Source organism: Sinorhizobium medicae (genome assembly GCF_007827695.1).
GTDB lineage: Bacteria > Pseudomonadota > Alphaproteobacteria > Rhizobiales > Rhizobiaceae > Sinorhizobium > Sinorhizobium medicae.
In genome coordinates, this window is sequence record NZ_VITA01000004.1 from 238,851 (window position 1) to 251,508 (window position 12,658).

Below are 12,658 nucleotides of genomic sequence, written 5' to 3' on the forward strand. Positions count from 1 at the left end.
TTTCTCCTCCGATTTGCCCGGTGGCGCCCTGCCCTCGCAGGAAGTCACCTTCTCTTTGCCGGCCGGCACCATTGCTGGCCGTTTTCAGCGCCCCACCGAAGTTCGGCAACGGGGCGAATGTCGCTATTTCCGCTTGCGGTACGTTTCCGCCGTGACGGCGAGTACGATGACGGCACCGATGATCACCTGCTGCATGAAGGGAGACACGCTGAGCAGGTTCAGACCGTTTCGCAGGACACCGATGATGAGCACGCCGATGATGGTGCCGCCGATCCCCCCCGTTCCGCCGGAAAGCGAAGTACCGCCGATGACGACCGCCGCGATGGCGTCGAGCTCATAGGACACGCCCGACGACGGCTGGACCGAGTCCAGACGAGCCGCAAGCACCATGCCGGAAAGACCCGCGAGGAAGCTGCAGACGACATAGACGAGCACGGTCGCGCGCTGAACGTCGATACCGGCAAGGCGCGCCACTTCGGCATTGCCACCGACGGCGTAAAGCACGCGCCCGCCATGCCGGTAGCGCTGGTAGAGAAGTCCGACGATGAAGACCACGATCATCACGGCAACGGTCAGCGTCAGGAAGCCACCGAAGCGAACGATGGCCATCATGTTGAACCAGGCCGGAAAGCCTATGATCTGCTGGCCGTCGGTGACCATGTTCGCAAGGCCGCGCGTGATCGACATCATGGCGAGCGTGGCGATGAAGGCCGGTACGTTGAAGCGGGTTATGAGGAGGCCCGCGATGAGGCCGTTTAGCGAGGCGGCGGCGAGCGCCAGGGGAATGGCGAGCCACATCGGCACGCCGGCCACGACGTGCAGGTAGCCGAGTACCATCATCGCCAGCGCCATGACCGACCCGACCGCAAGGTCGATACCTCCGATCAGGATGACGAAAGTCATGCCGACAGCCATGACGCCCAGCACCGTGATCTGGTCGAGCACATTGAGGAAATTCCGCACCGACAGGAACTTGTCCGTCGCGAAGGTCAGGAAAAGGCACAGCACGATCAGCCCGATCAGCGGACCGGTCGCGCCCTTCAGTGACGGAAGCAGCCTTACGGCAGCCCCTTGCTTGTCTTGCACCGCAGCCCGCATGCGCCGTCCTCCCGCATAGCCCGCTTCCCGTTGCCGGTAAGCATAATTATTCATTACTGTGTGTTCATACACGACCAATCCTGAGGCTGTCAATACGAGGGAGGCTGCAATCTCGCGGTTGCTATTGCGGAATTCCGCTTGACTTGCGAGAGGGGCGTGCAAATATATGATCAGTAGCATATTTATTCACAATGAGGATTTCATGCAGCCGAACGATCTCGACCGCATCGCTCAACAGATCCGACTTCGCGATCTGCAAGCGGTTTTCGAAGCCGGCGCCGGCCACATCGGCGGAGAGATGTCCGCCATCGACATTCTGACGGCGCTCTATTTTCGCGTGCTGCGCATCTGGCCCGAACAGCCGAAGCACCCGGACCGCGACCGTTTCGTGCTGTCGAAAGGCCATGTGGCGCTGGCGCTCTATGTGACGCTGGCCAAGCGAGGCTTCATTCCAGAGGAAGAAATCGGCACATTCCTGAAGCCGCATTCGCGCCTCAACGGGCATCCGAACTGCACCAAGGTGCCGGGCATCGAGACGAATACCGGCCCGCTCGGCCACGGGCTGCCGGTGGCGGTGGGCATGGCGAAGGCGGCAAAGCTGACCCGCGCGAAATATCACACCTATGCTTTGACCGGTGACGGCGAAATGCAGGAAGGATCCAACTGGGAGGCCATCTCATCGGCCGCGCAATTCGGTCTCGACAACCTGACCCTGATCATCGACCACAACCGCTTCCAGCAGGGCGCCGCTCTGAAGGATACCAACAATCTCGCTCCATTCCCCGCCAAACTCGAAGCCTTCGGCTGGGATGTGACCGAGATCAACGGCAATGCCATGGATGAAGTCGTTCCGGCGCTGGAAAAGCGCGGCAGTCGCCCGCACTGTATCGTCGCCCATACGAACAAGGGCCACGGCATATCCTTCATGCAGGACAAGGTCGACTGGCACCACAAGGTGCCGAACGACGAACAATACAAGATTGCCGTGGCTGAGCTTTCGGAGGCCCTGTGATGAACGCCGTGACATCGTGTGCCAAGTTGCACGATTGCCGTGACGCCTTCGTTACGGTGCTGGAGCGCCTCAGTGCGGATAACCCCAGGATCGTGGCCGTCTGCAACGACTCCGTCGGCTCCTCCAAGCTCGGCGGCTTCAGAGCCAGGTGGCCGGACCGACTGGTCAATGTCGGCATCGCCGAACAGAACATGGTCGGTGTCGGCGCTGGCCTTGCCAATGGCGGACTGCTGCCCTTCGTCTGCGGCGCCGCCTGTTTCCTCACGGGCCGGTCGCTGGAGCAGATCAAGGCCGACATCGCTTATTCCAACGCAAACGTGAAGCTCATCGGCATTTCCTCCGGGATGGCCTATGGCGAGCTCGGGCCGACGCACCACTCCATCGAGGATTTCGCCTGGACCCGCGTGTTGCCGAACCTTCCGGTCATCGCACCCTGCGACTCGGTCGAAACCGCCGCGGCCGTCGAATGGGCCGCCCATTATGATGGCCCGGTTTTTCTGCGCCTGTCGCGCGTCGGCGTTCCGGACCTGCTGCCGTCCGGCCACACATTCGAACTGGGCAAGGCCAACCTGTTGCGGGACGGCGACGCGATCACCCTCGTCGCCAACGGCACGGTGACCCACCGCATCCTGAAGGCTGCCGATCTGCTGGCGGCAGAGGGCATAGAGGCACGCGTGCTGAATATGGCGACAGTCCGGCCGCTCGATCTCGATGCCGTCGTGGCCGCCGCGCGCGAGACCGGAGCCATCCTGACGGCGGAAGAGCATTCCACCTTCGGCGGGCTCGGTTCGGCCGTGGCCGAACTTGTCGTGGCCGAAGCGCCCGTGCCGATGAAGATCCTCGGCGTTCCGGGAATTTTCGCCCCGACCGGGTCGGCCGAATTCCTGCTCGACGAATTCGGCATGTCCCCTGCCGCCATCGCCGAAGCGGCCGTCGCACTGATCGCACGAAAGCCCTCCCGCGCATGATCATGCGCAGGTAGATTTCGTGCCGGGCGCGGCAATCCTCCTGCCGCGCCCCATTCCTGTCAGCCGGAGCCGCCATGACGACTGCCATTCTCGCCATCGACCAGGGCACCACGAATTCAAAAGCCGTTCTCGTTTCGACGACCGGTGAGATCCTCTCGCGTGGCGCATCGCCGGTCGGCATCGAACATCCGCAGCCCGGCTGGGTGGAGCAGAACCCGCTTCGCATCTGGGAATCGGTTCAGGAGGCGATTGCCGCCTGCCTGCAGAAGGGACCCCGATCCGACATCCTCGGGATCGCGATCTCCAACCAGCGCGAGTCGGTCACCGCCTGGGACGCCGCAACGGGCAAGCCGCTCGGCCCGGTGGTCAGCTGGCAATGCCGCCGCAGCGCGCCGGCCTGCGCCGAACTCAGCGCCGCAGGCCATGCCGAGCGCGTCCGGGCGCTCACGGGTCTCCCCATAGACCCTATGTTCCCCGGTCCCAAAATGAAGTGGCTGCTCGATCGCATTCCCCCGGGACATGAGGTCCGGCTGGGCACGATCGACGCGTGGCTGATCCATTGCTTCACGGCTGGCGCGATCCATGCCTGCGATGCCGGCAATGCCGCCCGCAGCCAGCTTTACGACCTCAACCGCCGGGCCTGGAGCGACGAGCTTTGCGACCTGTTCGGCGTACCCAAATCCGCCCTGCCGGAGGTGTGCGACAGCGCCGCCCGCTTCGGCGTCACGAAGAATGTGCCGGGGCTGAAGGACGGAATCCCGATCGCCTCGGCGATCGGCGACAGCCACGCCGCGCTTTTCGGCCACGGGGCCTTCAAACCCGGCGACGGCAAAGTGACCTTCGGCACCGGCTCTTCTATCATGACGACCCTACCCCGCTTCATCGCTCCCGAGCAGGGAATTACGACGACGATCGCCTGGTCGATCGCCGGCCGGCCGACCTATGCCTTCGAGGGCAACATTCTCGTTTCGGCCGCGGCCCTTCCATGGATGGCCGAAATGCTCGGCCTTTCCCATGTGGAGGACCTGATCGATCTCGCCGCCACCGCCGAGCCCCGCGGCCCGGGTTTCGTGCCGGCCTTCGTGGGTCTCGGCGCCCCTTACTGGCACGCCGATGCACGAGCGCTGTTTTCCGGCATAACCTTCAACACGACGCGCGCCCAGATGGCGCGTGCGGTCACGGACTCAATGGCCTTCCAGGTCCATGACGTCTTCAAGGCGATGTCGGCACAATCGCCGACACCGCTCGGCCGACTCTATGCGGATGGCGGGCCGAGCAAGAACACTTTCCTGATGCAATGCGTGGCCGATACCCTGAACCATGTCATCACTCAGTGCGACGCGCCAGAGGCCTCGGCGCTCGGCGCAGCCTATCTGGCGGGTCTCTCGCTCGGCGTTTGGCCCGATCTCGCCGCTGTCGCTTCACTGCCGCGCGCCGGCAAACCCGTGCTGCCGCGCCCTTGCGATGCCGCAGATCGCCTCATGGTTTGGCAGGACGCAATCTACCGCTCGACCGTTCCAGGTCCTTCAATTATGAGTGAATAAAAATTCACCACTGGAGGATCCCGATGGGACGGCTCAACGAGCTTCGACTGATCGCCCGCGTAGCCCAGATGTACCATATCGAAAGCAAGAGGCAGGCCGAGATCGCCGAAATCATGCACATGTCGCAGGCAACCGTTTCCCGCATGCTGAAGCGCGCCGAGCAGGAAGACATCGTGCGCACCACGGTCATTCCCCCCGCCGGTACCTTTGCGGATCTCGAAACTGCATTGCGCGAGCGCTATGGCCTGACCGAAGCGATCGTCATCGACTGTTCGGAAGATCGCGATGGAGCGATCATGGCGCGCATCGGCGAGGCGGCTGCCCATTTCCTCGAAGTCACGCTGCAGCAGGACGAGATCGTCGGGGTATCGAGCTGGAGTCAGACCATTCTGCGCATGGTGGACAACATCCACCCGCTGAAGAACGCCAAGGCGAAGTACATCGTGCAGATCCTCGGCGGCATGGGCGACGCCTCGGTGCAGACCCATGCCACGCAGCTGACCGCGCGCCTTGCAAGACTCACCGGCGGCGAGCCGCGATTGCTTCTCGTTCAGGGGATCACCTCCTCACGCGAGGCGAAACTCGTCATGCTCGCCGACCCGGTGGTGCGCGAGACGATGGACCTCTTCGGCCGCCTCAGCCTTGCGATCATCGGCATTGGCGCGGTGGAACCATCGGAACTGCTCGCCCGCTCCGGCAACACCTTCTCCCGCCAGGAAATGGCGATGTTGCACGAGGCCGGGGCGGTCGGCGAGATTTCCTACCGATTCTACGACAAGGGCGGAAAGCCGGTCGAAACCCCGCTTAACGACCGCGTAATCGGCATCTCGCTGGAAGACCTGCGCAAGACCGGCCGCGTCATGGCGCTCGCGGGCGGCGAATCCAAAACCCAAGCCATTGCCGGCGCCCTTAGACTTGGCGTTATCGATGTGCTCGTCACCGACAAGTTCACAGCAGCTCGGCTCACGGCCTGATCTGAAGATCGGTCCTGGCCCGTTGCGCATTATGGAGGAAAGACCATGAGACGTTTCGCAGGCCAGACGGTTTTCGTCACCGGCGGCAACAAGGGAATCGGGCGCGGCATCGCCAAGCGCTTTGCCGAAGAGGGAGCGAAGGTCGCCATCGCGGCGATCGAGAAGGACATGTCCGCGGCCGCCGCGACGCTGACTGAAGAGACCGGCACCGATGTCATCGGACTGACGCTGGATGTAACCGACATTCAAGCGGTACAGGAAGCCTTTACGGAGGCCGAGGCGAAGCTGGGCGCGATCTCCGTATCCGTCCAGAACGCGGGTGTCATCACCATCGCCAAGGTCGAAGACCTCACCGAGCGCGAGTGGGACCTCAACCTGGATGTGAACACCAAGGGCGTCTTCCTCTGCTGCCAAGAAGCCGTTCGCCGCTTTCGCGCCAGCGGTATCAAGGGCCGCCTCATCAATACCGCCTCCGGCCAGGCGCGCCAAGGCTTCATCTATACCCCGCATTATGCCGCCTCGAAGTTTGGCGTGGTCGGCCTCACCCAGAGCCTTGCCAAGGAACTCGCGCGGGAAGGAATCACCGCCAACGCAATTTGCCCCGGTATCATCCACACCGAGATGTGGGATTACAATGACCGCGTCTGGGGCCAGATGCTCGGTGAATACGCCCCCGGCGAACTGATGGCCGAATGGGTTCGCGGTATCCCGATGGGCCGCGCCGGAACGCCGGCCGAAGTCGCGGCGCTGGTCGCCTTCCTGGCTTCAGAGGATGCGGCTTACATTACCGGGCAGACGATCAATGTCGATGGCGGCTTGATCATGTCGTGACGTTCGGCTCCCGTTCCGGCGAAATGTGAGCGCGCGTAATCCGGCGCGCGCGACTGCTCTTCGGAAAGGGCGAACCGCTCCTGTTACTCCGCCGCCGCCTGGCCGTGGCCGAAGCGTTTCTCGATGTAATCGGCAACGAGAAGCTGGAAGTCCTCCGCGATCTTCGGCCCGCGGAGCGTCATCGCCTTGTGACCGTCGATGAAGACGGGAGCGGCCGGCATTTCGCCGGTTCCCGGAAGCGAAATTCCGATATCGGCATGCTTGCTCTCGCCGGGCCCGTTGACGATGCAGCCCATGACCGCGACCTTCAGCGCCTCGACGCCCGGATATTTCTCGCGCCAGACCGGCATGCTCGAGCGGATATCCTCCTGAATCTTCTGGGCAAGTTCCTGAAAGACCGTGGAAGTGGTGCGGCCGCACCCCGGACAGGCCGCCACGACCGGGATGAACTGGCGGAAACCCATCACCTGCAGAAGCTCCTGCGCCACCTGTACCTCGCGGGTGCGGTCGCCGCCCGGCTCCGGAGTAAGCGAAATGCGGATCGTGTCGCCGATCCCCTGCTGCATCAGAATACCGAGCGAGGCGGAGGAAGCGACGATACCCTTTGTTCCCATGCCGGCCTCGGTGAGCCCGAGGTGAAGTGCATGGTCGGAACGCGCGGAGAGCATCGCATAGACGGCGATCAGATCCTGGACGCCGGAAACCTTGGCGGAAAGAATGATCCTGTTTCGAGGCAGGCCGAGCTCCTCGGCAAGTTCGGCCGAAAGGAGCGCCGACTGCACGATCGTCTCGCGCGTCACCTGCTGTGCCGTCAATGGAAAGCCATTCGCCTTGTTGGCGTCCATCAGCCGCGTCAGGAGCTCCTGGTCGAGCGAGCCCCAGTTCACCCCGATGCGCACCGGCTTGTCGTAGCGGATCGCCATCTCGACGATTTCGGCGAACTGCTTGTCCTTCTTGTCCTTGAAGCCGACATTGCCGGGATTGATGCGGTATTTTGCAAGCGCCTCTGCGCAGGCCGGATGATCGGCAAGCAGTTTGTGGCCGATATAATGAAAATCGCCGACAAGCGGCACGTCCAAGCCGAGACGCAGGAGCCGCTCGCGGATCTTCGGCACGGCCGCGGCGCTCTCGTCGCGGTCGACGGTGATGCGCACCAGCTCCGATCCCGCTTTGTGGAGCGCCGCCACCTGCGCCACGGTCGCATCGATATCGGCCGTGTCGGTGTTGGTCATCGACTGGACGACGACCGGGGCACCGCCGCCGACGATCACGCCGCCGACATCGACGGCGACCGATGCGCGACGCGGCTGTGGTTCGAAATCGAAGGCAGAAGACATGAAGGCCTCTTCTTGGGTCCGTTGCAGCAGAGCGGAACGTGCACGGACCGCCCGAAATTCTCACCTTTCAGGTGGCGAAGGAACGCCCGCTTGTCAACGGCAACATCACGCGCTGACGGCGAATTGATGGCAAGGCGGGCGCGAGAGCCCGCCGCCGCTGGTACCGCCCGCAGGACGCTACCCCTTGGCGTGATCCGCGTGTACGGCGTGGTGCGAGAGCAGGAGCACGACGATGAAGAGCACGGGAACGCATGCGAAAACGATGGCAAAACCGCTGTGTTCCGCGATGAAGCCGATCAAGGAGGGCGCAAACAGCATGCCGGAATAACCCATCGTGGTGGCGACCGACAGCCCTATTCCTGGCTGCAGGCCCGGCATGTTGCCGGCCGCGGAGAAAGCGATCGGAACCATGTTGGATATCCCCACGCCTGCAAGCGCAAAACCGAGGATAGCAAGAACGGCATTGGGGGCGAGGCCGGCGAGCACCATGCCGGCGAGCGCCGTCACGGTGGAGATGCGCAGGGTCCGCTTCGCTCCGAACCGGTCGCGCACGTGATCGCCGGCAAAGCGCATGGCCGCCATGGTGGCCGAGAAGGCGGCAAAGCCAAAGCCTGAAAGTTCGACGGATGCGCCGAGTTCATTCTTGAGATAGAGCGCCCCCCAATCGAGGACGGCTCCCTCGGGCACCATCGAGAAAAGCGCCATGATGCCGATCAGCCAGGGCAGCGGCGTCATCGGCAAGCGGAGCTTTTCCCGGCTTTCCGCCAGATGCGGCCGGTCGGCGAGGATCATCGGCCAGGCAACGGCGAGAATAACGAGACAGAGAACGGTAACGACCATCGCATGCGGCAGCACGCCGAAACGTGCCATCAGGAAGCCGCCGATCCCCGCGCCGATCAACCCGCCAAGGCTCCAATAGGCATGACACGATGACATGATGGCGCGCCGCATCGACTTTTCGACCTCGACGGCATTGGCGTTCATGGCCACGTCCATTGCGCCCACGAAGCCACCGAGCAGGAACAAACCAAGCGCGGCCGTCCACAGATTGGGCAGGAGCGTCAGAAGGAGAAGCAGCGGTGAAAGGATTATGGCCGTGACCTTGACGACCTTTTGCGAACCGAGGCGGGCGATAAAGCCGCCTGCGATCGGCATCAGCACCAGCGAACCGACGCCGAATCCCAGGATGAGAAGTCCGAGGACGCTTTCGCCTATGCCGAGGCGCTCCTTGAACTCCGGTATCTTGGGCGCCCAACTACCCGTGACGAAGCCGTTCATAAGAAACAGGAGAGACACGGCGAGCCGGTTCCTGGACATATATCCTTGCCGGCCAATGGCCTGCGGGGCGGAATCTGTGCGCTGATCCATGGGAGTAACCTTCCGCTGCCGGATCGATCCGGCTCAAATGGTGATTTTCGATGAAGTTGACGTCGGGATCACGGCTTCTTCGGTCCCAAGGTCGAAATGGGCAATGTTCATCCGGCGATCTCCTTCGCAAGAACGACGTTCGCACCTCGCGCCCTGAGCGCCGCGACCTCTGAATCCGGCGCATCCGCTTCGAGAACAAGCGTAAAGGAACCGTCTATGGGGACTATCGTGTGCGGCGCTGCGGTAGCGAGCTTCTCGGTCGTCACGGCGGCAAGCAGGGAGCGGCTCCTGGAAGCGATCAGCCGCTTGAATTCCGCATCCTCGACATGAAACGCGGTCAGGCCTGCCTCGGCATCCGCACCGCATGTCCCGAGGATCGCAAGATCCGGCCTCAAAAGCTCGGCGTCACGCTGCGCCCGTGCACTGACCGCCGCGCCGACGGCGCGGTTCAACGGACCGCCGATGAGGATGACGTCGATGCCCGGCTTTTCCATCAAGGCCGCGGCAATCAGGGGCGTGTTGGTGATGACCGTCGCCGAGAGTTCGGGACCGATTGCCTGCGCGATCGCGAGATTCGCCGAACCGGCATCGAGGAACACGGTCATGCGCGGCCTCAGAAACCCGACCGCAACCCGTGCCAGCGCCGCCTTCCGTTCGGGCGCGCGAGACACCCGCACCGTAAGCAGACCTGCATCGGGCGGAATCGGCAGCGCTCCGCCATAAACACGCTCGCAAAGACCAGCGGCGGCCATCTCGCGCAGGTCCCGCCGGATCGTGTCTTCCGACACGCCCAGTTCGCGCGCGAGATCAACCGCGAGCACCCGGCCCTCGGTTCTCAGCCTTTCCTGGATCAGGCTTTTTCTTTCTCGCAGCAGCAAATCTGTTGTCATAAGCAAACCGTGCACAAACGTGCATGAATCGATGAAAACGTGATTATCACCCTTGATCGGGTATTTCAATCCAGTCCGGTCGCAAAACTGCGGAAGCCGACGGAACATTCCGCGCCGCAGTGTTTTGGATGGAAATCAGTCCTTTCGAAGAAAAATCTTCATCGAAACGGTTCGGAATTGGTCTTTTATGCGCTTGGAAACCGAACGGATTGTGCGAATCTCGCCGCAATCCGGATGACGCCGGAGAACCAGAACTGGAATCCACGATGAAAATCCTTCCAACGCTTTTTGCCGCTGCCCTCCTGCAACTCGCCGCCTTCGCGCCGGCCCATGCCGGCTCCAACCTGGAAGACGTCAAATCCGCAGGCGTTCTGAAGATCGGCACCGAGGGCAGCTATGCTCCCTTTACCTATCATGATGCGAGCGGCGCTCTCGTCGGCTTCGACGTCGAGATCGGCCAGGAAGTTGCCAAGCGGCTCGGCGTCAAGCCGGAATTCCTCGAAGGCAAGTGGGATGGCCTGATCGCCGGCCTCGACGCCAACCGTTACGACGCGGTCATCAACCAGGTCGGCATCACCGAGGAACGCAAGAAGAAATACGACTTCTCCGAGCCCTATATCGCCTCCAAGGCCGTGCTGATCGTCCGCGGTGACGACGAGGAGGTCAAGGACTTCGCCGATCTGAAGGGCAAGAAATCGGCACAGTCGCTGACCAGCAACTTCGGCAAGCTCGCACAGGCCTCGGGCGCCGAGCTCGTGGGAACCGACGGTTTCGACCAGTCGATCCAGCTTGTGCTGACGGGCCGCGCCGACGCGACCATCAATGACAGCCTCTCCTTCCTCGACTTCAAGAAGCAGAAGCCGGATGCGAACGTGAAGATCGCCGCCGAAAAGCCCGACGCCGATTATTCCGGCATCATCATCCGCAAGGGCGAGCCGGAACTGCTCGAGGCAATCAACAAGGCGCTGGCGGAGATCAAGGCCGACGGCACCTATCAGAGGGTCTCGCAAAAATATTTCGGCGCCGACGTTTCGAAGTAGCGCCGCGAATTGCCTGGGGGAACGCGGCGTTCTTCCGGGACAGTTGCAGGGAACGTGGGCTTCACACCCATGCCCATCCTGCTTATGAATCGCGATCCGTCCCGGCACCCGGGACGGATCGCGCGTTTTGAAAGGTGCTCCCTTGCCCCATTGGCTTCAATTGATGGCGGATTCGTTGCCGGCCCTGCTCTGGGCGGGGCTGATCTTCACGATCCCGCTGACGCTCCTCTCCTTCACCCTCGGTCTGGCTCTCGGCCTCGTGACCGCCGTCGTCCGGCTTTTCGCCCCGGCTCCTTTCGCGGTCGTGGCGCGATTCTATGTCTGGGTGATCCGCGGCACGCCGCTGCTGGTGCAGCTCTTCGTCATCTTCTACGGCCTGCCGAGCATGGGCATCCTGCTCGACGCCTTTCCTGCAGCGCTGATCGGCTTCACGCTCAATATCGGCGCCTACAGTTCCGAAATCATCCGCGCGGTAATTTCGTCTGTTCCGCGGGGACAGTGGGAAGCGGCCTATTCGATCGGCCTGAGCTGGAGCCAGGCGATGCGCCGGACGATCCTTCCGCAGGCGGGCCGCGTCGCCGTTCCGCCGCTGTCGAACACCTTCATCTCGCTCGTCAAGGATACGTCGCTCGCAGCGGCGATAACGGTGCCGGAGCTGTTCCAGACGGCGCAGCGCATCGTCGCGACCAGCTATGAACCCTTGATCCTCTACATCGAGGCCGCCCTGATCTATCTTGTCATGAGTTCCGTTCTTTCGGCGCTGCAGGGGAAACTGGAGCAGCGCTTCGCCCGCTATGGCGGCTTCCTGGAGGCGCGCGCATGATCGAGCTCTCCCACATCGTCAAGCGCTTCGGCACCAACACCGTGCTGAATGACATCAGCGTCTCGCTCGCGGAGGGCAGCGTGACCGCACTCGTCGGACCTTCCGGCGGCGGCAAGAGCACGCTGTTGCGCTGCGTCAACCTGTTGGAAATCCCGACCGCCGGGGCGATCCGGCTCGGAGACGACCGGCTTGAATTCGCCGAGGGCCGCAAGGTCGGCTGGCAGGCGATCCAGAGGCTGCGCCGCCAGACCGGAATGGTGTTCCAGAATTTCCAGCTCTTTCCGCACCAGACGGCGATCGGCAATGTGATGGAGGGCCTGGTGACCGTGCTCAAATGGCCCCCCGACCGGGCCCGGACACGGGCGCTCGAACTTCTGGAGAAGGTCGGCATGGCACACAAGGCGGATGCCTGGCCGGCGACCCTTTCCGGCGGCCAGCAACAGCGCGTGGCGATCGCCCGGGCGCTCGCGCCATCGCCGCGCGTGCTTCTCTGCGACGAACCGACCTCGGCGCTGGACCCCGAACTGGCGGAGGAAGTGGTGGAGGTCCTGAGCCGCCTCGCCCGCGATGGTACGACGATGATCATGGCAACCCACGACCTTCGCCTCGCCTCCCGCGTCGCCGATCACGTGGTTTTCCTGGATGGCGGCGTCGTCGTCGAAAGCGGTCCGCCGCGCAAGATCTTTTCCACGCCGGAGCGGGAGCGCACGAAGCGATTCATCGCCTCGCTCAGCGCGCCGATGAGCTACGATATCTGAAATTCGGCCGAGGGG

Annotated in this window: 12 protein-coding genes; 8 read left to right on the forward strand and 4 right to left on the reverse strand. The window is 63.0% G+C overall.

Going from position 1 to position 12,658, the window contains the following annotated elements; all coding sequences use genetic code 11:
* Positions 1-123: 123 nt before the first annotated feature.
* Positions 124-1,098, reverse strand: coding sequence for an ABC transporter permease (locus FB009_RS08875; protein WP_012067334.1), 975 nt, complete (start codon positions 1,096-1,098; stop codon positions 124-126).
* Positions 1,099-1,300: 202 nt separating this feature from the next.
* Between FB009_RS08875 and FB009_RS08880 the strand changes: the two genes are divergently transcribed.
* The 5 genes from FB009_RS08880 to FB009_RS08900 all read left to right on the forward strand — a co-directional run bounded on the left by FB009_RS08880 (position 1,301) and on the right by FB009_RS08900 (position 6,427).
* Positions 1,301-2,110, forward strand: coding sequence for a transketolase (locus tag FB009_RS08880; protein ID WP_024310901.1), 810 nt, complete (start codon positions 1,301-1,303; stop codon positions 2,108-2,110).
* Positions 2,110-3,078, forward strand: a complete 969-nt coding sequence (locus tag FB009_RS08885; RefSeq protein WP_145161556.1) for a transketolase family protein — start codon at positions 2,110-2,112, stop codon at positions 3,076-3,078. Before FB009_RS08880 ends, FB009_RS08885 begins: the two co-directional genes overlap by 1 nt.
* A gap of 74 nt (positions 3,079-3,152) precedes the next feature.
* On the forward strand, positions 3,153-4,622 hold the full coding sequence (locus FB009_RS08890; RefSeq protein WP_012067337.1) for an FGGY family carbohydrate kinase: 1,470 nt from the start codon (positions 3,153-3,155) through the stop codon (positions 4,620-4,622).
* Between the two features lie 23 nt (positions 4,623-4,645).
* A complete protein-coding gene (locus FB009_RS08895) occupies positions 4,646-5,596 on the forward strand; it encodes a sugar-binding transcriptional regulator (protein WP_012067338.1) in 951 nt (316 codons plus the stop codon).
* A 45-nt stretch (positions 5,597-5,641) separates the two neighbouring features.
* Positions 5,642-6,427 carry an SDR family oxidoreductase gene (locus tag FB009_RS08900; protein WP_012067339.1) on the forward strand — a complete coding sequence of 262 codons (786 nt, stop codon included), beginning with the start codon at positions 5,642-5,644 and terminating at the stop codon, positions 6,425-6,427.
* An 83-nt stretch (positions 6,428-6,510) separates the two neighbouring features.
* Here FB009_RS08900 and ispG read toward each other — a convergent pair whose 3' ends face one another.
* The 3 genes from ispG to FB009_RS08915 form a co-directional block, all read right to left on the reverse strand.
* Positions 6,511-7,764 (reverse strand): flavodoxin-dependent (E)-4-hydroxy-3-methylbut-2-enyl-diphosphate synthase, encoded by a 1,254-nt coding sequence (gene ispG, locus FB009_RS08905; protein WP_012067340.1) that lies wholly within the window; start codon positions 7,762-7,764, stop codon positions 6,511-6,513.
* A gap of 177 nt (positions 7,765-7,941) precedes the next feature.
* Positions 7,942-9,132 (reverse strand): MFS transporter, encoded by a 1,191-nt coding sequence (locus FB009_RS08910; protein ID WP_012067341.1) that lies wholly within the window; start codon positions 9,130-9,132, stop codon positions 7,942-7,944.
* Positions 9,133-9,239: 107 nt separating this feature from the next.
* The gene (locus tag FB009_RS08915) at positions 9,240-10,022 is read right to left on the reverse strand and encodes a DeoR/GlpR family DNA-binding transcription regulator (protein ID WP_029721668.1); all 783 of its coding nucleotides are present in this window, start codon (positions 10,020-10,022) and stop codon (positions 9,240-9,242) included.
* A 266-nt stretch (positions 10,023-10,288) separates the two neighbouring features.
* Between FB009_RS08915 and FB009_RS08920 the strand changes: the two genes are divergently transcribed.
* The 3 genes from FB009_RS08920 (at position 10,289) to FB009_RS08930 (ending at position 12,643) form a co-directional block, all read left to right on the forward strand.
* Complete coding sequence (locus tag FB009_RS08920) at positions 10,289-11,062, forward strand: amino acid ABC transporter substrate-binding protein (protein ID WP_012067343.1); 774 nt, start codon at positions 10,289-10,291, stop codon at positions 11,060-11,062.
* 142 nt (positions 11,063-11,204) lie between these two features.
* Positions 11,205-11,885, forward strand: a complete 681-nt coding sequence (locus tag FB009_RS08925) for an amino acid ABC transporter permease (RefSeq protein ID WP_012067344.1) — start codon at positions 11,205-11,207, stop codon at positions 11,883-11,885.
* A complete protein-coding gene (locus tag FB009_RS08930) occupies positions 11,882-12,643 on the forward strand; it encodes an amino acid ABC transporter ATP-binding protein (RefSeq protein WP_012067345.1) in 762 nt (253 codons plus the stop codon). The genes FB009_RS08925 and FB009_RS08930 overlap by 4 nt, the downstream gene beginning before the upstream one ends.
* Positions 12,644-12,658: the final 15 nt, after the last annotated feature.